This is a genomic window from Janthinobacterium sp. PSPC1-1, from assembly GCF_049897625.1.
GTDB lineage: Bacteria > Pseudomonadota > Gammaproteobacteria > Burkholderiales > Burkholderiaceae_D > Janthinobacterium > Janthinobacterium tructae.
This window is the reverse complement of sequence record NZ_JAFCWP010000002.1, coordinates 415,292-436,126: the sequence shown is the minus strand read 5'-3', so window position 1 is coordinate 436,126 and position 20,835 is coordinate 415,292. Positions and strand designations below refer to the sequence as shown.

14 protein-coding genes and 4 tRNA genes are annotated in these 20,835 nt (G+C 62.5%); 4 read left to right on the top strand and 14 right to left on the bottom strand.

The window, feature by feature from the left end; genetic code table 11:
- Positions 1-7 precede the first annotated feature (7 nt).
- The 9 genes from ACP7EG_RS09510 to ACP7EG_RS09470 all read right to left on the bottom strand — a co-directional run bounded on the left by ACP7EG_RS09510 (position 8) and on the right by ACP7EG_RS09470 (position 7,813).
- Positions 8-83, bottom strand: a tRNA-Trp gene (locus ACP7EG_RS09510).
- Positions 84-149: 66 nt separating this feature from the next.
- On the bottom strand, positions 150-1,340 hold the full coding sequence (tuf, locus tag ACP7EG_RS09505) for an elongation factor Tu (protein ID WP_096233366.1): 1,191 nt from the start codon (positions 1,338-1,340) through the stop codon (positions 150-152).
- An 88-nt stretch (positions 1,341-1,428) separates the two neighbouring features.
- Positions 1,429-1,503 (bottom strand) — tRNA-Thr (locus ACP7EG_RS09500).
- 43 nt (positions 1,504-1,546) lie between these two features.
- Positions 1,547-1,620 (bottom strand) — tRNA-Gly (locus ACP7EG_RS09495).
- 70 nt (positions 1,621-1,690) lie between these two features.
- A tRNA-Tyr gene (locus ACP7EG_RS09490) sits at positions 1,691-1,775 on the bottom strand.
- A 233-nt stretch (positions 1,776-2,008) separates the two neighbouring features.
- Entirely contained in the window at positions 2,009-3,655 is a 1,647-nt protein-coding gene (locus ACP7EG_RS09485; RefSeq protein ID WP_426087429.1) for a response regulator, read from the bottom strand.
- 122 nt (positions 3,656-3,777) lie between these two features.
- Positions 3,778-5,373, bottom strand: a complete 1,596-nt coding sequence (locus tag ACP7EG_RS09480) for a DUF3369 domain-containing protein (RefSeq protein WP_426087428.1) — start codon at positions 5,371-5,373, stop codon at positions 3,778-3,780.
- Positions 5,374-5,436: 63 nt separating this feature from the next.
- On the bottom strand, positions 5,437-6,513 hold the full coding sequence (locus ACP7EG_RS09475; protein ID WP_426087427.1) for a J domain-containing protein: 1,077 nt from the start codon (positions 6,511-6,513) through the stop codon (positions 5,437-5,439).
- Between the two features lie 148 nt (positions 6,514-6,661).
- Positions 6,662-7,813, bottom strand: a complete 1,152-nt coding sequence (locus tag ACP7EG_RS09470) for a class I SAM-dependent methyltransferase (RefSeq protein WP_426087426.1) — start codon at positions 7,811-7,813, stop codon at positions 6,662-6,664.
- Positions 7,814-7,887: 74 nt separating this feature from the next.
- Between ACP7EG_RS09470 and ACP7EG_RS09465 the strand changes: the two genes are divergently transcribed.
- The 4 genes from ACP7EG_RS09465 to pepF all read left to right on the top strand — a co-directional run bounded on the left by ACP7EG_RS09465 (position 7,888) and on the right by pepF (position 12,325).
- Entirely contained in the window at positions 7,888-8,676 is a 789-nt protein-coding gene (locus ACP7EG_RS09465; RefSeq protein WP_426087425.1) for an SDR family oxidoreductase, read from the top strand.
- Between the two features lie 213 nt (positions 8,677-8,889).
- On the top strand, positions 8,890-9,288 hold the full coding sequence (locus ACP7EG_RS09460; protein ID WP_099760963.1) for a dihydroneopterin aldolase: 399 nt from the start codon (positions 8,890-8,892) through the stop codon (positions 9,286-9,288).
- Positions 9,289-9,293: 5 nt separating this feature from the next.
- Positions 9,294-10,256 (top strand): tRNA 2-thiocytidine(32) synthetase TtcA, encoded by a 963-nt coding sequence (gene ttcA, locus ACP7EG_RS09455; protein WP_426087634.1) that lies wholly within the window; start codon positions 9,294-9,296, stop codon positions 10,254-10,256.
- 179 nt (positions 10,257-10,435) lie between these two features.
- Positions 10,436-12,325: an oligoendopeptidase F gene (gene pepF, locus ACP7EG_RS09450; RefSeq protein WP_426087424.1), complete on the top strand. Its 1,890-nt coding sequence runs from the start codon at positions 10,436-10,438 to the stop codon at positions 12,323-12,325.
- 69 nt (positions 12,326-12,394) lie between these two features.
- Here the strand turns inward: pepF and kefC are convergent, their stop codons facing one another.
- From kefC to ACP7EG_RS09425, 5 genes are all read right to left on the bottom strand, one after another.
- Entirely contained in the window at positions 12,395-14,209 is a 1,815-nt protein-coding gene (gene kefC / locus ACP7EG_RS09445; RefSeq protein ID WP_426087423.1) for a glutathione-regulated potassium-efflux system protein KefC, read from the bottom strand.
- Positions 14,210-14,271: 62 nt separating this feature from the next.
- Positions 14,272-14,844: a dual specificity protein phosphatase family protein gene (locus tag ACP7EG_RS09440; RefSeq protein WP_426087422.1), complete on the bottom strand. Its 573-nt coding sequence runs from the start codon at positions 14,842-14,844 to the stop codon at positions 14,272-14,274.
- A gap of 10 nt (positions 14,845-14,854) precedes the next feature.
- Positions 14,855-16,021 carry an MGDG synthase family glycosyltransferase gene (locus ACP7EG_RS09435; protein WP_426087421.1) on the bottom strand — a complete coding sequence of 389 codons (1,167 nt, stop codon included), beginning with the start codon at positions 16,019-16,021 and terminating at the stop codon, positions 14,855-14,857.
- 85 nt (positions 16,022-16,106) lie between these two features.
- Positions 16,107-17,903: a M14 family metallopeptidase gene (locus tag ACP7EG_RS09430; RefSeq protein WP_426087420.1), complete on the bottom strand. Its 1,797-nt coding sequence runs from the start codon at positions 17,901-17,903 to the stop codon at positions 16,107-16,109.
- Positions 17,904-18,027: 124 nt separating this feature from the next.
- Positions 18,028-20,751, bottom strand: coding sequence for a TonB-dependent receptor plug domain-containing protein (locus ACP7EG_RS09425; RefSeq protein ID WP_426087419.1), 2,724 nt, complete (start codon positions 20,749-20,751; stop codon positions 18,028-18,030).
- Positions 20,752-20,835 lie beyond the last annotated feature (84 nt).

The window sequence follows — 20,835 nt, the reverse complement described above, 5'->3', positions numbered from 1 at the left end:
TTGACGGTGGCAGGGACGGAGGGCATCGAACCCCCAACCTTCGGTTTTGGAGACCGACGCTCTGCCAATTGAGCTACGTCCCTACGTAAAACTTTCGAGGAGTGCTATTCTACCACCCAGGACGCCCCGGGTGGAAGCATAACATTTCCTTATGCGAGGATTTTTGCAACCACGCCGGCGCCGACGGTACGACCGCCTTCACGGATAGCGAAGCGCAGACCTTCTTCCATCGCGATCGGGTTGATCAGCTTGACGGTGATCGACACGTTATCGCCTGGCATGACCATTTCTTTGTCTGCTGGCAACTCGATCGAACCAGTCACGTCCGTCGTGCGGAAGTAGAACTGTGGACGATAGTTGTTGAAGAATGGCGTATGACGGCCGCCTTCGTCTTTCGACAAAACATAGATCTCGCCGGTGAAGTGGGCGTGCGGCTTGATCGAGCCTGGCTTGGCCAGAACTTGACCACGTTGCACGTCTTCACGCTTGGTGCCGCGCAGCAGCAGACCAACGTTGTCGCCTGCTTGACCTTGGTCCAGCAGTTTGCGGAACATTTCCACGCCGGTGCAAGTCGTTTTGACGGTATCGATAATACCAACGATTTCGATCTCTTCGCCGACTTTAACAATGCCGCGCTCGATACGACCGGTCACAACGGTACCGCGACCCGAGATCGAGAACACGTCTTCCACTGGCATCAGGAAAGCACCGTCAACAGCGCGCTCTGGCGTTGGGATGTAGGAATCGAGAGCATCGGCCAGACGCAGCACTGCGTCAACGCCCATTTCGCCTTCTTTGCCTTCCAGCGCCATACGTGCCGAACCTTTGATGATAGGTACGTCATCGCCAGGGAACTCATACTTCGACAACAGCTCGCGCACTTCCATTTCAACCAGTTCCAGCAGCTCTGCGTCGTCGACCAAGTCGCACTTGTTCAGGAACACGATGATGTATGGAACGCCAACTTGGCGAGCCAGCAGGATGTGTTCGCGGGTCTGTGGCATTGGGCCGTCAGCTGCGGAGCATACCAGGATCGCGCCGTCCATCTGGGCAGCACCGGTAATCATGTTTTTGATGTAATCGGCGTGGCCTGGGCAGTCAACGTGCGCGTAGTGACGCGCTGCCGTTTCGTACTCGACGTGGGCGGTGTTAATCGTGATACCGCGCGCTTTTTCTTCTGGTGCTGCATCGATCTGGTCGTATGCTTTAGCTTCGCCGCCGAATTTCTTCGACAGAACCGTTGCGATTGCAGCGGTCAGCGTGGTTTTACCGTGGTCGACGTGGCCGATGGTGCCGACGTTGACGTGCGGCTTGGTCCGTTCGAATTTACCTTTTGCCATTTTGAACTCCTAATGATTTGATTAGATTGCTCAGGCACACGCCCGACGGTCTGGTTTGAATTGCTTCTGTGCTGCCTGCTGCGAATTCTGGTGCCCTTGACGTGGATCGAACACGTGGCCTCTCCCTTACCAAGGGAGTGCTCTACCACTGAGCTACAAGGGCTGTAATTTGTTGCATGCGATGCATCAAGCATCTGAACGGAAACTGGAGCGGGTGAAGGGAATCGAACCCTCGTCGTAAGCTTGGAAGGCTTCTGCTCTACCATTGAGCTACACCCGCGAGGTATCGTTCACTTATCTTCACTTACTTGCTATTACTTTGCTACTACCCAGTTTTCCTTGCAAAAACTTGGTGGAGGGGGCTGGATTCGAACCAGCGTACTCATAGAGAACAGATTTACAGTCTGTCGCCTTTAACCACTCGGCCACCCCTCCGCGGGAACCGCAGAGTATGAAGCATCTACTCACAACTGTCAACCTTATTTACCGATGCCTGACTGCTGCATTTGCGTATAAAGAAGAAGTTGGCTGCTTCGGGGCGTGATTATAAGCTCCCGATTTGAGAATGTGCAAGGGTTGGCGCGAAAAAGTCGACTTTTTTTCGCATTTTTTTATCTCCCCCGGCTGCAAGCCGCATTTTTCCGTCATTCGCCCCGCATTTTCCCCTTTCACCGGGCGTCAGGCGGATGCATCCAGGAGTTGCCAAGCGGCTTATATTTACGCAACAACTGCTGATGCAGGCCCGATAGCACGGGCAATTTGGGGTTGCGTGGGTCCAGGCGGCGCACACCGGCAATAAACGTCAGCGCCTGCTGCCCCATGCGCTCATCCCAGCCTTCGTGTTCCAGGCATTTCAATACCGCCACGGCCGCATTGAAGACTACTTGCGGATTGTCGGGCAAGCGCGTGACGGCTTCGCCCATCAGATCGACGGCGCCGCGGAAATCGCCGTCTCCCGCCCTGGCGGCGCCCGCTGCCACCATATCGGCCACTTCCTGGCGGCTTTGCCGCGCCAGCGCCTTGGCCAGTTCCTCGCGCCCCGCCAGCTCGAAGACGGCCATGGCGCGCGTCATGGCCGCGCTGTCGGGCGCATTGCGCATGACTTCACGCATCACCTCGGCGGCGCCGTCTTCGCGCCCGTGCGCCAGGCAGTGGCGCGCCAGCTCCGTTTTCAGCGTATTCGAGCTGCCCACGCTATGCCGGTTGGCAGCCAGGGCGGCGTCGAGCGATTGCTGCAGGCGCTCCTCGTTGCCCGTATGCGCATGCAGCATGGCGCTGCACAGAGCACTGCACAGCTCCGCATTCTTTTGTCCCCCCATCGACTTGTCGAGGTCGCGGATCACGGCGCCCACCTGTAGCGGATCGCCCTTGCGCACCAGGGTCTGCACCAGGCGCACATGGTCTTCCGGGTCGCGGAACTCCGAATACTTGGCCTTGCTGACCACCAGCTTCATGGCTTTTTCCGCCATCTCGATATCGTCGGCCGCCAGGGCCGCCTCACCCAGCCGGCGCAAGCGGCGCACGGCATGCGGCGACAGAGCCACCGCCTCGCTCAGCGCCGCCTGCGCCAGTTCCGGCTTGCCTTGTGCCAAGTGCGTGCGCGCCAGCCAGTCATACGCATCGAGAAAGCGTTTGTTGTTTTCCAGCAGCCCTTCCAGCGTGCCCTGCGCCGCTGCGTACTCGCCCAGCAGGAATTGCGTCTTGGCCTGCCCCAGGCGCGCCCAGCCGATGGACTTGGCTTGGTACAGGGCTGCGTAGATCGGCTCGGCGTCGGCCGCCTCGCCCAGCAGCAAATGCAATTCCGCGCGCAGGCGCAGGAAATCGGTGGCGTAACGGGGATACAGGCTGGCGCCCTCGGCGCAGGCGGCAATCGCCGCGCGCTCATTGCCCACGTCGATCAGTGCATACACGGGCACGAAGGCATTGCGCTTGTCCAGCGCGCGGCCGATGCGCTCGAGCATGTTCTCAGCGGTGAAGGGCTTGAGGATGTAATCGGTGGGCAGCAGCTCGACGGCGCTGACTACCTTGGCGAAGCTGCCTTCGCCCGTGACCATGAAAAACATGGTCGACGCATGCATCAATTTGTGGTGGCGCAAGTCTTCCAGCATCTGCTGGCCATCCTGCCCGCCGTCGAGGTCGTATTCGCACAGGATCAAATCATACGATTTGCTGCCCAGCATGCGGATCGCCTGGCCCGAGCTGGCCGCGTCATCGATCTTCGCCAGGCCGCACAGGTTGAGCATATTGTGCAGGCTGGCGCGCATGCCCGGATGCGGCTCGATGATCAGTGCGCTGAGACCCTTGAGTTCTTTCATGTCGTAATGTCCGAAAACTCCGCGGCGCGCCACACTGGTGCGTGGCGCCGGCCAGCATGAGGCAGCCGAGTATATGACGGCGCCGCGCGCAAGGGAATGGTGTGCTGCCGAAAAACGCCAACTCAGGTGGTGGCGCGCTCCGGATGCCACAGTTGCGGCTCGTGATCGATCAGGTCCAGCAGCGCCGTCACCACTTCCGGATCGAACTGGCTGCCGCTACGCTGTTCGATGTATTCGCGCACCTGCGGATACGGCCACGGCTCCTTGTAGGGCCGCTCGTGCAGCAAGGCATCGAAGACGTCGACCACGGCAACGATGCGCGCGGCCACGGGAATATCGCGCCCCACGAGGCCGTTCGGATAGCCGGCGCCATCAAAATGCTCATGGTGGCCGCCGGCGATCTGCGCGCCATACGTGAGGTAGCTGACGCCGTCGACCATGTTGGCGGCCCGCTCGAGAATGGTGCGCCCGACGCTGGCATGCAGCTGCATCTGCGTCCGTTCCTCGTCCGTATGCTTGCCCGGTTTGAGCAGCACGGCGTCCGGCGTGGCCACTTTGCCCACGTCGTGCAAGATGCTGGCCAGGCCGATCATGTCGAGCAGCTGCGGCGTGAGCTCGTCGGCATACACGCCGCGCTGCTGCATGCGGCGGGCGATGGCGTCGGACAATTGCTGTACCCGCCGCACATGGCCGCCCGTGTCGCTGTCGCGGAACTCGGCCAGGTCGGCCAGCGCCACCACGGTCGCTTCCTGCGCCTTGCGCAGCTGGCCGAACATGTACAGGTTGTCGAAGGCGGCGGCGATGCGCTGGCAAAATACTTCCAGCAAGTCGCGCTGGATCTGCGCCAGCGGCCACGGCGGCGTGACGGAGATGGCCAGCTCGCGGTTGCCTTCCGTGTGGATGAACAGCACATTGGCCGGATGCTCGAACTGGCTGCGCTTTTCCGCAAACGCCTTGGCGATGGTGGCGGTGAGCGCATGCTCGGCCGGCATGGCTTCCGACTCGGCCAGCATGGCATAGCTGCCCGTGGCGGCGACCACCTCGGGCCGCCCGGCGCCGCCCTGCATCAGGCACAGCACGCCGTCGGCACCCACGTCGAGAATGGCGCTGACCTGGTTGAGCACGCCGGAAGCGAATTCGCGCAGCGAATGGATCTGGTACAGATTGGTGGCGCCGGCGAGGATCTTGCCCAGGCCAATGCGGCTGCGCTCGAGCATCATCAGGCTCTCGTAGGCACGCAAAGCCGAGATGACGGTGGTAAACAGCTTCTGCGTCGTCAGCTCCGTCTTGGCCTTGTAATCGTTGATGTCGTATTCGATGATGACGCGCTGCTCGGGCGCCTGGCCCGGCTGGCCCGTGCGCAGCACGACGCGCACGATGGAGTTGTTCAGGTCGGCGCGGATGCGCTTGGCGAGGATCAGGCCGGCGTCATCCGTTTCCATCACCACGTCGAGCAGCACCAGCGCGATATCGGGCGTGTCGCGCAGGATGTCATACGCTTCGCGGCCGCTGTAGGCGGAGAACAGTTCCAGTTCGCGCCCCTTGAAACTGACATTGCGCAGCGCCAGCCGCGTGACCGCATGCACATCGACATCATCATCGACGATCAGTACACGCCACAGGCGCTGGTCAGGCGCGGCCAGCCCGGCAGGACTGGCCACCGGCTCTTCTTCGTCGAGCAGCCAGTTATCATCTGCATCGGCTTTGAGGTCGGTCATGAATACTCCTAATGGATAAGGTCGATGTGGACGCTGCGTTGACGCATATCAAGCATAATCAGATTAGATGCTGCTTACAACAGGATTCTTCACGCCATCCTCGCCAACGGCCGGCGCCGGCGCCGATGCGCCGCCACGCGTGGTGCCACCACAATTGTCCTGGCCCGGCCCGACTGCCTGGTAGCGCACTTCATACTTGCCAGCGCTGAGCTGTTCCACCAGCAGTTTGTCGTTCGCGAGGATGTACAAATAGCGCACGTTCGAGCGCCGCTCCGTGTCATACAGTTTGACGAACATGGGCGCGGCATTGTGGCTGTTGTCGATGCTGATGGCCAGCTCCTCGCCCTTGTTACCGATCAGGAATCCATCGACATAGCCGGAATGCGTCGGCCAAGGCTCACCATTCGGCGCCACCAGCGCTGCCGACTCGGCCTTGCCTGTGCCATCGCAGACGGGCGAGATGGCTTTCAAGCTCAGCTGGGAAACGGCCAGCACGCGGATCTCGGGCGTCTTCGCTTCCTGCGGTTCAGGTGCATACGGTTTGCCCACCGCCCAGCTGTCGACCGCCACCGCCTCGCCTTTCGATGACGGCGGCGCGGCGCTGGCCGCTGGCGCATGCGGCTGGGCGCCATCGCGGGCCAGGCCGCTCCAGGCCGATGCCAGCGCGACCGGCACGGGCGGGGAGGTATCGAGCATCAGCAAGGCGCCCAACCAGCCCAGCAACAGGCAGACAAGCAGGCTCAGCCACCAGCGCCAGTTGCGCCAGACGGGCTGCAGGCCGCGTCGCGGCTTGCCCTTGGATGGCGGCACATCTTGTGCCCAGGCATGCTCATGCGACTGGGCATGGCCTTTCGCGCGGCCATCGCGGCCCTTGCCTTCTTCGTGATGGGTGCTTTCCAGCCATTCGATTTCCCACTCCTCGGCAGCGATCCACTCGTCGTGTTCCCTGCGGCGTTGTGGATCGGACAAGGTGCCATAGGCGCTGTTGAGGATCGCCATGATGCGGGCGGCCTTTTCGTCGCCGGGGTTCTTGTCCGGGTGGTATTTCTGGCTGAGGGCTTTATACGCGGCACGTATGACTTCCTGCGGCGCCAGGCGCGCCACCTTCAGGTTGTCATAGTGTGTATGTATCTTTCCCATCGTTCTATCTTGAAATCGGTGCGCGGCGACGGGTTCTTGCAGGATGGAACCGTGCTGTGTCGGTCATCATAAACGATATGACAAGATAATAACCACCGGCGGACAGGAAATTACAGGGCGACACTGCCCTGTCTTGATATTGCCGCGATTACAGGCGATGACTGCGGTCAGCGGACAACAAGGCTTCCGGCAACGCGACGCGGTGCCCCACCGCCAGCACCTTGAACAATTCCCCCATCTCGGCCGGCGAGACCAGCTTTTGCACGGCGCTGGCCTGCGGCAAGTACGTTTTGACCTGCTCAGGATCGGTGCGCAGCAGCAAGTCGCCGATGCCAGAGCCCAGCAGGAAGGACGCCTGGTTCATGTACGCGAGCACATCGAGGCCCGCATCCTGCGCCGCCACCGCCATGGCCGTAAAGTCGACGTGGGCCGTGATGTCTTGCAAGCCGGGCAGATAAAACGGTTCCGCATGGGCGTGGTGGCGGTAATGGCACATCAGGGTGCCCGTGGCGCGCAAGTCCAGGTAGTACTCGTGCGCCGGGAAACCATAGTCGAACAGCACGGCCGCGCCGCCCTTGCCATTGGTCAGCATGCGCGCCAGCGAACGCATGAAGCCGCAGGCGACGCCGTGGATTTCGCTGACATAGCCGACCGGCAAGGCATCGGCCTCGGGCACCTGGGCGGCGATCTGCGCGGCCACGTCGGCACCGGCCGGGCGTTCGACAAACACGAACTGGCCATCGGCAATGCTGACATCGAGTTCGCACCAGCCGGCGGGTGTCTTGCTGATCAGGTTGACGGGCATGGCGTCCAGCACTTCATTGCCGAACACGGCGCCCTCGAAACTGTCGGGAAAACCGTCGAACCACACCACTTGCGGGAAGGCGGCCAGCGCCAGCTCCTGGCGCGCGCGCAATTCGCCGGATAACTCGACGATCGCATACTGGTCTATATGGATGCCGGCGCTGGCCGCTTCCGTCAGGATGTCGCAGGCCAGCTTGCCCGTGCCGGCGCCGAATTCGAGGATGCGCGGGGCCGTTTGCGCCATAATAGCGGCTGCCACATGGGCCAGGGTGGCACCGAACAGGGGCGAAATCTCCGGCGCGGTTGTAAAATCGCCATCTTTGCCCAGCTTGGCGGCGCCGCCGCTGTAATAGCCGAGGTCAGGCGCGTACAGCGCCAGCTCCATGAAGCGGGCAAAGGGAATGGCGCCGTCATTGCGCGCGATTTCGGCGGCAATCTGGTGCTGCAAGGCATGGGACGCGGCCAGCGCGTCGCTATCGGGTACGGGAAGAGACATACCCGCATTGTAGCGAATCGGCGGCGCATGCCGCCAGTGTGGCATCCACCGAATATCTCAACCATAGCAAAGACATGACAGAAGCAACGACAACGCCATTCGACAGCACTCCCCGCGTCGCCCTCGTCACGGGCGCGGCGCGCCGCATCGGCCGCGCCATCGCGCTGGGCCTGGCGCGCGACGGCTGGGATATCGCCGTCCATTACCGCCACTCGCGCGAGGAAGCGCTCAGCCTGGTGGCGGAAATCACGGCGCTGGGCCGCCGCGCGCAAGCGTTCCCCTGCGACCTGGCGCAGGAAGACGCCGTGCGCCAGTTGTTGCCGCAGGCACAGGCGGCGCTGGGGCCGGTTACTTGCGTGGTCAACAACGCATCGTTGTTTGAATACGACAATGCGGGCGATTTTTCCGTCACTGCGCTCGACGCCCACATGCACGCCAACCTGGCCGCCCCCATCCTGCTGGCGCAGGCGCTGTACCAGGCCACCCCGGCAGGCGAGCAAGCCGTGGTCATCAACTTGCTCGATCAAAAACTGTACAATCTCAATCCTGATTTTTTGTCGTACACCCTGTCCAAGGCGGCGCTGCTGTCGGCGACCACCATGCTGGCCCAGGCGCTGGCGCCGAAAGTGCGCGTGGTGGGCATTGCCCCCGGCATCACCATGGTCTCCGGCGAGCAGACGGAAGCGAACTTTGCCAAGGCGCATGAAAACACGCCGCTGGGACGCTCCAGCACGCCCGAGGATGTGGCCGACTGCGTCTGTTACGTGGCCGGCGCGCGCGCGCTGACGGGCACGACCCTGCTGGTCGATGGCGGCCAGCATTTGATCGGCTTGCCGCGCGACGTCATGTTTTTGACCAAATAATCAGCAGTCCTAAGTAATCCTCAGGAAATTATTGTGAATTTATGACGAACAGAACCGGATGCTATGCAAGGCGCCCGCTGCGACGCAGTGCGAGCACTGCTAGTAGCGGGCAACGCCGCAGAGCGCCGGTTATGGAAGTCAGAAATCACAATAATTTATTGGGGGTTACTTAGCAAACAACCAGCATTCCAGCATCCCCTAAAAGGTAAAACTATGTCGTCCGCCCTGTACCACCCTCGCCTGGCCGATTGCCGCCGCCTGTTCCTGCGCAATTACGAAATCCTCATCAACATCGGCGTCTACGACTTCGAGAAAAAGGGCGAGCAGCGCGTCCTCATCAACGTCGACCTGTACATTCCCCTGGCCCTGTCGACGCCCAAGGATGACCAGCTGGAAGAAGTGGTCGACTACGACTTCATGCGCGAAACCATCGCCAAGCGCATGGCGCAAGGCCACGTGCAGTTGCAGGAAAGCCTGGTCGACGACGTGCTCGCCGCCATGCTGGCGCACCCGCGCGTGCGCGCCGCGCGCGTGTCGAGCATGAAACCGGACGTGTATCCCGACTGCGAAGGCGTGGGCGTGGAAGTATTCAAGATCAAGGATGAAGCATGAACAACATGAGCAATAGCGCAGTGATGGAACCGACGACCACGGCCGTGGAATTCCCGGCCAATGTGGAAGCGCAGAAACTGGCGCGCAAGAAGGCGGAAAAGATCGCCCTGGAAAACAACAAGCTGCACAAGCGCTTGTGCCGCCTGGTGGGGCAAGCCATCGGCGACTTCAATATGATCGAAGACGGCGACAAGGTGATGGTGTGCCTGTCCGGCGGCAAGGATAGCTACGCGCTGCTGGACATCCTGATGACCTTGCGCGAACGCGCGCCGATTCATTTTGATATTGTCGCCGTCAACCTGGACCAGAAGCAGCCGAATTTTCCACCGGAAATCCTGCCCGCCTACCTGACGGAACTGGGCGTGGCCTTCCACATCGAAAACCAGGATACCTACAGCATCGTCAAGCGCCTGATCCCGGAAGGCAAGACCACCTGCTCGCTGTGCTCGCGCCTGCGCCGCGGCATCCTGTACCGCGTGGCCGACGAGCTGGGCGCCAACAAGATCGCCCTGGGCCACCATCGCGATGACATCCTGGAAACGTTCTTCCTGAATATGTTCTTCGGTGGAAAACTGAAGGGCATGCCGGCCAAGCTGCAATCGGACGACGGCAAGCACATCGTCATCCGCCCGATGGCGTACGTGAAGGAAGAAGACACGCAGCGCTATGCGGAAGTCAAGGGCTTCCCCATCATCCCATGCGACCTGTGCGGTTCGCAGGAAAACCTGCAGCGCAAGCAGATCAAGGGCCTGATGCGCGAATGGGACAAGAAATTCCCCGGCCGCGTGGAAAGCATCTTCTCGGCGCTGTCGAACGTGGCGCCGTCGCACCTGATGGACCCGAAATTGTTCGGCTTCAAGGACTTGAAGGCCGATGGCCTGGCCAACCCCATGGGCGACATCGCCTTCGACGAAGAGCCGTGCTCGACGCCGACCACGTTCGGCACGATCCCGCTGCAAGCGCTGTAAGCCGCTGTTGTAAGCCCGTGTTGTTTCGCCGCCACCGCCCAGGTGGCGGCATCCCTCCTCTTTCCCCCTGCCTCCATTTGCTGTACCGTAGTCAGCTCTGCCGGTACGCGATGTGTCACGCGCGCATTCCTGCCCGGCGGTCAGCACGCATTCTTCCGACAACCTCACTGGAATGAACCATGACGCCATCCGCGCTCAAGCGCCCCCTGCTATTCTCCCTGCTGGCCCTCGGCCTCGCCGCCGCCTCTGCCGCTCCTGCGCCGGCCCCCGCGCCCACCGACCGCCAGGCCGACCGCTGGGACCTGACGGCGCTATATCAAAACGATGCCGCCTTCGACGCCGACGCGAAAAAGCTGGCGGCCCAGCTGCAGCAACTGGGTGCCTGCAAGGGGCAACTGAAAGCCTCGCCGGCCCGCCTGAAAAGCTGCCTGGACCTGGTCGCCGAGGCGCGCAAGCGCGTCAACACGCTCTATACCTATGCGGCGCAGTACTACGACCAGGATACGGGCGACAGCAAGGGTAACCAGCTGAACCAGCGCGCCGCCCTGCTGGGCAACGACTTCACCCAGGCGACGACCTTTTTGCAGCCGGAAATCCTCGCCCTGGGCAGCAAACGCATCGATGCCATGCTGGCCAAAGACCAGGGCTTGCAGCTGTACCGTTTTCAATTGAGCAACATGCTGCGCAGCGCGCCGCACACGCTCGACGCGGCCGGCGAACAGCTGGTGGCGCAATTCGGCCTGGCGACGGGTTCGGCCGCCAGCGTCTACCGCACCCTGGCCAATGCGGAAATCCCGTGGCCAACCGTGACACTGTCGGACGGCACGCAAGTGCGGCTGGACCAGGCGGCGTACACCAAATACCGGGGCGACGACCAGCGCGCCGACCGCAAGCTGGTGTTCGACGCCTTCTTCGGCAAGTGGAAAGAGTATGAACGCACGTTCGGCGAAACCCTGTACGGCCAGTTGAAAACAGATACCGCGTATGCGAAGGTGCGCCATTACGCCGATTCGCAGAGCGCCGCGCTGGACGCCGACCATTTGCCGCCGGCCGTCTACCAGACCCTGATCGCGCAAACCAACGCCAACCTGCCCACCTTGCACCGCTACTTCAAGCTGCGCGCACGCATGCTGGGCATCAAGGACCTGGCGTACTACGACATCTATGCGCCGCTGCTGAAAAGCGACCGCACGTTCCCGCTGGCCGAGGGCAAGCAGATGATGCTCGCTTCCGTCGCGCCGCTGGGTCCCGACTACGTGAAAGCCCTCACGTCGGCCGTGGAGGCACGCTGGATGGATGTGTATCCGCGCCCGCGCAAGGTGGCGGGCGCCTACATGAATGGCGACGCGTACGACGTGCACCCGTTTGTGCTGCTCAACTACACGGACAATTACGAAGCCGTCAGCACCCTGACGCACGAATGGGGCCACGCCATGCACTCGGTGCTGGCCAACAAGGCGCAACCTTCCATCTATGCGCCGTACAGCATCTTTGTCGCGGAAATCGCCTCGACGACGAACGAGGCGCTGCTGCTCGACGCGCGCCTGAAACAGGCCAAGGATGACGACGAGCGCCTGCTGTACCTGGGAGCGGCACTGGAAAACCTGCGCGGCACGTTCTTCCGCCAGGCCATGTTTGCCGAATTCGAGGCGGCCATCCACGGCAAGGTGGATAAAGGAGAATCGCTGACGGGCGAGCAGATGACGGCCATCTATGCCGGCATCCTCAAGCGTTACCACGGCGAAGCGCAGGGCGTCATGAAGATCGATCCCGCCTACGCGCTGGAATGGGCGTATGTGCCGCATTTCTATCACGGCTTCTACGTGTTCCAGTACGCCACCTCCATCGCGGCGGCGCAGGATTTTGCGCAGCGCATCCTCGACAAGGAGCCGGGCGCGCTGGCCGCCTACCTGAAAATGCTCAGCGCGGGCGGCTCGGCCTACCCGTATGAGCTGGTGAAGGCGGCCGGCGTCGACCTGGCCTCGCCGAAACCGTACCAGGCGCTGGTGGCGCGCATGAACGGCATCATGGACCAGATCGAGGCGATTGAAGCGAAGCGGGGGAAATAAGCCGACACCACCAATAACGCCAACAACGCCAACAACGCCAACAATGTGTCGGATTACGCGGCTTCGCCGCTAATCCGACCTACCGTTTTCCGCTTCCGCGGCCGCAAACGCCGCCGCATCGCTCTCGAACATGTCTTCCAGCTCCTCGCGCGCCTGGCGCGTGAGGGACATGACTTTTTGCTGGTCCTGGAAGTGCGGCGCCACTTCCAGCAGGGTCTTGAGGTTATGTGCACGGAAGATGCCGGCCGCGCGCTGCGCCCGTTCCGCGCTGAATCCCACCTGGCGCAAGGTCTGCTCGCCCAGCAGCAACGCTGCGGCAAAGGTCTCGCGCTCGATGATGCTCACGCCGCGCTTCATCAATTCATAGTAATGCGTGACGTTGCGCGCGCGCGCCAGGATCGTCAGTTCGGGCAGGCGCAGGCGCACGGCGTCGACCAGCGCCAAGCTGTCGTCCACATTGTCGATGGCGATCACCAGCGCCTTCGCCTTCTCGATACCGGCCGCCACCAATAAATCCACGCGCGTGGCGTCGCCATAAAACACTTTAAAGCCGAACTTGCGCAGCAGCTCGATCTGGTCCGGATCGTGGTCGAGCACCGTCACGCCGATTTTATTGGCCGCCAGCAGGCGGCCGATGATCTGGCCGAAACGGCCAAAGCCGGCGATGACGATGGGATTGTCCTGCACCTCGATATGGTCGTCGGGACGGCGCTTCTTGTCGCCTCGCAGGCGCGGCGCGACGAACTTGTCGTGCGCCAGCAGCAGCAAGGGCGTGGCCACCATCGACAAGGTCACCACCACGACCAGCAGCGCGGCCGTCTGCGGCGCAAACACATGCGCGGCATCGGCGGCGGCAAACACGACGAAGGCGAATTCGCCGCCCTGCGACAGCAGCAGCGCAAAGAACAGCTGCTGGCCGCGGGGAATGTCGACAAACTTCGACAACCCGTACAGCAAGGCGATCTTGACCGCCAGCAGACCGGCCACCAGGGCCAGGATCAGCAAGGGCTGGGCACGCAGCACGCCGAAATCGACGGACATGCCCACGGCGATGAAAAACAGGCCCAGCAACAGCCCCTTGAACGGCTCCAGGTCGGAAATGAGCTCATGGCGGTATTCAGAATCGGCCAGCAGCACGCCCGCCATGAAGGTGCCCAGCGCCATCGACAGACCCACCGATTCCATCAGCACGCAAATGGCGATCACCAGCAGCAGGGCAAACGCCGTGAAGATTTCGCGCAAGTCCGTTTTGGCGATGAAGCGCAGGATGGGATTGACGAGAAAGCGCCCGCCGATCACCAGCGCCGCCAGCACGGCGGCCAGCTTGGCCACGCGCAGCCAACCCGGTTCGCCGCTGTGCGTGACCAGGCCGCCCAGCAGCGGCACCAGCGCGATCATGGGAATGGCGGCGATATCCTGGAACAGCAAAATGGAAAAGCCGGCGGAACCGGCCGGCGTGCTCATCAATTTTCGTTCCCCCAGGGTGGCCAGCACGATGGCCGTCGACGACAGCGACAGCCCCAGCGCGCCCACCAGCGCCGTGCGCCAGTCCACGCCAAAGGCCATGGCCACGGCGCACAGCCCCGCGCTGACGACGCCCACCTGTGCCCCGCCCCAGCCGAAAATGGGACGGCGCAGCAGCCACAATCGTTTGGGTTCGAGCTCCAGGCCGATCAGGAACAGCAGCAGCACCACGCCGAATTCGGAAAAGCTGAGGATCACCTCGACATTCTTGATCAGGCCCAGGCCCCAGGGACCGATGACGACGCCGGCCACCAGGTAGCCCAGCACGGCGCCCATGCCCAGGCGCTTGGCCAGCGGCACCATGATGATGGCCGCCACCAGGTAAAACAGTATGTTGATGAGAAAGCTGTGGTGTTCCATGCGGATTCCGGAAAAACGTGATTGGAATCGCAATCATGCCTGAAGTAGCGCGCCGGCGGGGGTCAAGGCTGCGGAGAGTCGATGCGCGCGCGCAGTTCGTCGAGATTCACGCGCGACAGATAGCGTTCGATGTTTTTCCACACGGCGTGGTAGCCGTAACCGCCATTTTTCAGCTCATCGATCGCCTTCTCGCGCGGCCAGCCCTGGTACAGCATGCGGTACATGGCGGCCATCATGCCCGTGCGGTCGGCGCCGTGCAGGCAGTGCAGCAGCACGGGCCCATCCTGCCCGGCGGCGCGGATGGCACGCATGGTCGCTATCACCTGCCGGTCGCCGATGGCCCAGGTATTGATGGGAATGCGGATGGCGCGGATGCCGCTGCCATCGAGCACTTGCGTATCGGAGTGGAAGGAGCGCAGGCTGATCACGGTCTTCACACCCAGCGCCTGCAGCTGGGCCACGTCGGCACTATCGAGCCTGGCGCTGCGGTACAGGCCCGGCGTGACCTGGTGCAGGTTCGACACCTGCGGCAACGGCGTCGCCCAGTCCGGATGGCGTGGCGGCGATGATTGTGCTCCGGCCGGCGCGGCGGCCAGCCCCAGGGCGAGGGTCAAAAGTACTGCATGCAACATCATGGCTTCCTTGTTATCGCAGAACGGCGCCAGCGCGGCCGTCGTCCAGCACCAGCGCCAGCACGTCGCCGGCGGCGCGCGGGCGGCCCAGGGCCAGGGCTTTCGCGCGCATGGCTTGCAACTGCTGCGGATGGTCGAGCAACAGGCGCACGCGGTATTCCAGGGTGACGGCATCGAATGCCTTCAGGGCCACGCCCTGCTCCAGCAGATAATCGGCGTTGCGCTCTTCCTGGCCGGGAATCGGCGCGTTGACGATCATGGGCAAGCCCAGCGCCAGGCATTCGGAAGTGGTCAGGCCGCCCGGCTTGGTGATTACCAGGTCGGCGCACGCCATCAACCGCTCCACTTCGCCGGTAAAGCCTTGCGCCAGCAGGCGGCCCGGATACTGGCCGGCCAGATCCTGCAGCGCCGCCAGCGCGGCGGCGTTTTTCCCCGCCAGCACGATCAACTGGAAGTCGCCGTCCAGCGCCAGCAGGCGCGCGGCGACGGTATCGAGGCTGCCCAGGCCCGCGCCGCCGCCCATCAGCAGGATCGTCGTGCGCCGCGGGTCGAGACCGAACGCCTGCGCGCACTGCACGCGCTCGGGCACCTGCGCAAACGCGGGCATGATGGGGATGCCCGTCACGTGGATGCGGTCGGAGGGGATGCCTTCGTGGCGCATGCGGAACGCCACCTCGTCGGTGGCAGCAAAATAGCCGTGCATCCGTTCGTGCACCCACATGCGGTGTAAATCGAAGTCGGTGACCTGTACCCACACGGGGCAGGCCAGCTGTTCCTGGCGCAGCGCGCGCGACAACAGTTCGGCCGGCAAGAAATGCGTGCAGATGATGGCGTCGGGCTGGAAGGCGGCGATCTGCGCCATCAGGGCACGCGTGTTGAGGCGCTCGATGCCACGGCGCAAACGCTGCATCGAGCTGTCGCGCGGCGCATCGTGGCTGGCGTGATACAGATAACCCCACAGCGCGGGCGCCTTGTTGACCAGCTTGATGTAAAAATCCGTGTACAGCTTGCGGAACGCGGGCGTGACGAAATCCATCACATCGAGGTGGCTGGCGATGGCGGCACTCCCCTCGCCGTCATCCTGCGTGGCATACGCCTCGATGGCTTGCGCCGCGCGCAGATGACCGGCGCCGGCCGAGACGCTCAACAGGAGAATTCTTTTCTGCTTTTTTTCTGTCATGGGAAACCGATACATGGAACAGGTGGGCGCTGACGCGGAGGATAGAAAGAATAGCATTTCCGCGTCACGCTCATCATGAGCCTTGTCAATCCATGAAACTGACGGGCGCCACGTCGACGCGCATGACCGGGTACAGGTTCAAGCGCTCATCCCACGAGGCGTGGCGGCGGGCGAAAAACTCCAGGCGCGCATGCGGATTCCTGGCAAACTCGGGCTCGTCGGCCAGCTTCTGCCGGAACTGCGCCGCCAGTGCCGGGTCGGCCGCCAGCTGCGCGCGCGCCACATCCTCGGCCACATAGTCCTCCATGTATTCCTTGCGCTCGAACGCCGTGTTGAAGCTGCCCCAGGCCAGCAGCGAGTCGGGCGCGCGCGGCTCGAGCAGCGCCATCACCAGGCGCGCCTTCGGCTGGTTGACGGGCACGTACAGCACACCCGCATCGACCAGGCGCTCTTCCTTCTGCCATTCGCCCTGTACCGCCGCCGTCTGGCGTCCCTCGAACGACTGCGCGCCAAACTTCACCCGCGTGGCGCGGAAGACTTCCACCTTCTGCCTGGCGAAGATGCTGCGCATTTCCCGGTAGGCAATGCCGTGCTGGCGCAGTTTGGCGCCCACCATGGCCGCCTGCGCGCGTGGCACCAGGTAGCCGGCCTTCGGCGCGGCCACCTGCAGGTCGGGCACGATCTCGTCGCGCAGCGGCACGTTCCAGATTTGCGGCGTCTTTTCGTCATAGCGCGTCATCAGCGCGCCCGACACTTCGGACGGCGTGCGCGTATAGGCATAGCCGCGAAATGCGATCATGCGGCTTTTCTCAGTGGTTTTATACGTGAGCGGCAAGGTGCTGCCGGCCATCTGCGTCGCGCGCGCGTCCGCCTCGAGCGCCGTTTGCCGCCACTGCGCTCCATGCTGGGCTACTTGCGATAGCAGCGAGACGATGGTGTTGCGCGTGATGCGCACGCGGGTCGGGTAGTCCTTCCACGAATGAGTTTCCACCAGCACGCCGAAACGGTTACGCAACAGGAAATAGCCGTGCGAAAAGCGCGGGTTCGGCGTCGAATCGACAAAACCCGACTGCGGATTGTCTTCTTCGGCAAATGACATGTAGAACGGCTTCGGATCGGAACCCTGCTTTGCCAGGTCGGCCAGCACGCCGTCGCGCAGCGCCGTTCCCGCCGCGCGCAAGGCGGCATCGCCCGCATGCACGGGTTCGACCTGGATGGAGATATCGGGTTCAAACTGCGCGCCGTCCGTCACGTGCAAGTCGACATACGCCAGCGGATCCCAGGCGTTCACCAGCGCCAGCATGTGCTGCATCTCGGGCGTATCGGCCTTCATGTATTCGCGGTTCAGATTGTAGTTTTGCGCCGTGCTGCGCCAGCCCATTTCCACGGGACCGCGCTGGTTCGGCCGGTTCCACTGGCCGAAGCGCTCATGGCCGTCGACATTGAAGACCGGCACGAACAGCAGCACCTGCTTGTCCAGCGCGCCGGGCGCCGCCTTGCCTTCCAAAACTTCGCGCAGGGCCAGGAAACCCGCGTCCTTACCGTCGATTTCGCCCGCATGGATGCCGCCCTGTACCAGCAGTACCGGCAGCTTGCGGCGCGCCGCTTCGTCCGGCGTCAGCGCGCCCGTGTTGGAAACGGCCAGCGCCAGCATGGGGCGGTTTTCCGGCGTGCGGCCAAATTCAAAGCAGCGCACCTGTTTCGGATGGTGCTCCTCGAAACGCCGGCACAAGGCTTCCACTTCCTCGTAGCGGCCCGTACTCTTGAAACCTGAGTACTCGGCCGCCGTTTTCAGGGAAAACAGCCGCATATCGCGCGCGGCATGCGCGTTGACGGCAAACAGGGACAACATGGCGGCGGACAGCAGGGCGTGGCGTAGCATCAGGCGAGCTCCATCAAGGGGGACAAGCGGACAATTATAGAGTGGCGGTCAGGTAAAAACGCCGCGCAAAGTAAAAAAGCCGGAACAGCGTCTGCTGCTCCGGCCTTGCTTTGGCAAGCGTGAATTACGAGCCGAAGTGGTAGTTGAATTCTACCCAACCCTGGCGTCCTTGCGGGCTGTAGCTGCCCACCGGGTAGTACGGCCAGCCGCCGCTGTCGTCGCGCTTGATCTTGTCAAACACGTTGTTGACGATCAGTGACAGCGTGGCACGGTCGTTGATGCGGTACACGGTGCTGATATTGGCCAGCGCCGTCGGCGTCAGGTAGCCGGTACCGCCGCCGTTCGGGATCTTGCTGTAGCGGCTGACCAGCAAGGTGTTCGACCAGTCCCCTGCACTCCAGTTGACGCTCAGGTTCAGCTTGTCACGCCAATCCGAATTGTTCAGCGATTTGAGCTCGTCGATCTCTTCGTCGCCAGCAAATTGCTGCGATTTATTGCTCAGCACCTTGGCGTAATTGGCCTTGAAGGCAAAGCGGCCATAGTCCGCCGTGCGCAGCAAATACTTGACGCTGATGTCGATACCGCTGCTGCTCTGCTTGGCCGCGTTGATCGGATTGACCGTGATGGTCTTGATCTCGCCGGCGCGGTTCAGGGCATTGGCCGCGAAACGCTCGACGCGGCCCAGGGTATCGGCGCAGGTAGGCGAATTGATGTCGAGCTTGCCCAGGCGGCAATCGGCTTCGTCGCGCAGGATCTTGTCCGCGCTCAGGTTCGTCACCAGGTCGTCGATCTTGATGTTCCAGTAATCGACGGAGACGTCGAAATTCGAACTTGGCGACCAGACGGCACCCACGCCGAACGACTTGCCTTTTTCCGACTGCAGATCCTTGCTGCCGTTCTGCACATAGTCGGCGCCAGGTGATTTATTCGCGTAGTCGCAGTCCTCGATGGCCTGTCCGGCAGCGCCGCAGCGGTAGTAATCGGTGGTGCTCGAGTAGTAACCGGTGCCGCGCGCCTTGTAGATATAGTTCATGTCCGGCGCGCGGAAGCTGGTGGCGTAGTTGGCACGGAACAGCAGCTCCGGTGCGGGACGCAGTTCCAGGCCGCCGTTGTAGGTGAACTTGCCATCGCTGCGGCCGGCAAAGCTGTAGCGGTCATAACGGCCAGCCAGGGTACCGGTCAGCTTTTCATGCAACGGCAGGTTCACTTCCGCGCCCAGCGCATAACGCGTGCGCGTGCCGGCCGTGATATCGGACTTGGTGGCGACGTTGAAGTAACCGTCGTTCAGGCGCGCATCGGGCACATTGCTGAAGCCCTGCTTGCCCACTTCGGCGATGGTGGCGATCTTTGCCACGCCAGCGGGCAGCTGGAACAGGTCGCCATTCGTGGCCAGGCTCAGGGTGTTCGTCCAGGCCTTGTCGTCGCTGTCGGAATTGCCCGTGATGCTGTCGAATTCGGCCGCCGTCACGCGGCGCGACAAGCGGGCCGGATCCGGTGCGTAGATCGGCACGCCGGCAGCGTCGGTGCCCAGTTTCGGACCCAGGAAGAAGCTGTCGATATTGGCCAGCGCGCGCGGCGTGTGGCTTTCGCTCTTGTACACCGAGGCGTTGTAGTTCGCTTCATACTGCCAGGACGACGTACCGGGAATGCGGCCCTTGGCGCCCAGCGAGATGGCGGTGGCCAGGTCGTCCCACTTGCGGTTGTAACGCTCCACGCCGCCCATTTCCTCGGGCGAGATATAGCGCGTCCACGCTTCGTATTTGTTCGTATTCTGGTTGCGGAAATAGCTGCTGCCCGTCGACGACGACGTCCATGTCGGGCCGCGCGTATTGTTTTCCGTCGAGTTTTTTCCGATCAGGAAGTCGGCGAACAGGGTCGTTTCCGGCGACAGCTCATAGTTGGCGCTGCCGAACACGTTCTGGCTGCGGTTCTTGGTTTGCGTGGTCCAGTAAGTGGGGCCGACTTTCGGGCTGGCGCAATAGCTGCCATTCTTCGCCTGGTACTTGACGACGCTGCCGCCGAACAGGTCACCGAACTGCTTGCAGGTGTCGCCCAGGTCCACATACGTGCCGGAGGTGCCCGCCTGTACCACGCGGCGCGAGGCGATATTCGTCGGCGTCCCCGAGCGGGTGGCCATGAAGTCGCGCTGCAGGCTCGACAGCGGATCGCGCTGGCTCAGCTCCACGCTGAACAAGGTGTGCAGCTTGTCGAAATTGCCGCCGCCCGTCAGCTGCACGCGCTGGTTGCCGGCGCCGCCGCGCGTGGTGCCGCCCGCCTTGACGTTGATATCGAAACCTTCCGTCTGCTTTTTCAGGATCACGTTGACCACGCCGGCGATCGCGTCCGAGCCATAGATGGCCGAGGCGCCGCCGTTGAGTATCTCGATACGGTCGACGATGCTCGACGGGATATTCGCCAGGTTGGTAAAGTTGACCGTGCCTTCATAGGCGACGGGGAAGTCGGCCAGGCGGCGGCCATTGAGCAGAATCAAGGTGTGGTTCGGACCCAGGCCGCGCAGGCTGATGGTATTGGCCGACGGCGTGAACGTGTTGCCGAAGTCCTCGCCTTGCGTAAAGCCGCTGTTCTGTACCTGATTGGTCAGCGCATCGAAGACGTTTTTGTACCCTTGCTTGGTGATTTCATCGCCCGTCAGGATGGTGACGGACGATGGTCCCTCCAGACTGGCGCGGGGAATGCGCGAACCGGTGACCACGACGGCTGGCGGGGTGGCCGCCGGCTGCTTGTCCGCTGCGGGCGCTTGCGTTTGCGCGTGCGCCTGCCATGCGGAACCGCCCAGGATGGCCAGTACGGCGATGGTGAGCGGTGGCAACTTGAATTGTATAGGCATCTTTGGGCTTCTCAAGGTTAGGGAGAAGGCGAAAGATATCAAGATGCCAGCAATTACAAAACGAATGGATTCATCTTTCCATAT

Excerpts from the sequence above, each read along its gene's own strand:
- tuf (WP_096233366.1), bottom strand. The coding sequence starts at position 1,340 with ATGGCAAAAGGTAAATTCGAACGGACCAAGCCGCACGTCAACGTCGGC.
- ACP7EG_RS09485 (WP_426087429.1), bottom strand. The coding sequence starts at position 3,655 with ATGAAAGAACTCAAGGGTCTCAGCGCACTGATCATCGAGCCGCATCCG.
- ACP7EG_RS09480 (WP_426087428.1), bottom strand. The coding sequence starts at position 5,373 with ATGACCGACCTCAAAGCCGATGCAGATGATAACTGGCTGCTCGACGAA.
- ACP7EG_RS09475 (WP_426087427.1), bottom strand. The coding sequence starts at position 6,513 with ATGGGAAAGATACATACACACTATGACAACCTGAAGGTGGCGCGCCTG.
- ACP7EG_RS09470 (WP_426087426.1), bottom strand. The coding sequence starts at position 7,813 with ATGTCTCTTCCCGTACCCGATAGCGACGCGCTGGCCGCGTCCCATGCC.
- ACP7EG_RS09465 (WP_426087425.1), top strand. The coding sequence starts at position 7,888 with ATGACAGAAGCAACGACAACGCCATTCGACAGCACTCCCCGCGTCGCC.
- ACP7EG_RS09460 (WP_099760963.1), top strand. The coding sequence starts at position 8,890 with ATGTCGTCCGCCCTGTACCACCCTCGCCTGGCCGATTGCCGCCGCCTG.
- ttcA (WP_426087634.1), top strand. The coding sequence starts at position 9,294 with ATGAGCAATAGCGCAGTGATGGAACCGACGACCACGGCCGTGGAATTC.
- pepF (WP_426087424.1), top strand. The coding sequence starts at position 10,436 with ATGACGCCATCCGCGCTCAAGCGCCCCCTGCTATTCTCCCTGCTGGCC.
- kefC (WP_426087423.1), bottom strand. The coding sequence starts at position 14,209 with ATGGAACACCACAGCTTTCTCATCAACATACTGTTTTACCTGGTGGCG.
- ACP7EG_RS09440 (WP_426087422.1), bottom strand. The coding sequence starts at position 14,844 with ATGATGTTGCATGCAGTACTTTTGACCCTCGCCCTGGGGCTGGCCGCC.
- ACP7EG_RS09435 (WP_426087421.1), bottom strand. The coding sequence starts at position 16,021 with ATGACAGAAAAAAAGCAGAAAAGAATTCTCCTGTTGAGCGTCTCGGCC.
- ACP7EG_RS09430 (WP_426087420.1), bottom strand. The coding sequence starts at position 17,903 with ATGCTACGCCACGCCCTGCTGTCCGCCGCCATGTTGTCCCTGTTTGCC.
- ACP7EG_RS09425 (WP_426087419.1), bottom strand. The coding sequence starts at position 20,751 with ATGCCTATACAATTCAAGTTGCCACCGCTCACCATCGCCGTACTGGCC.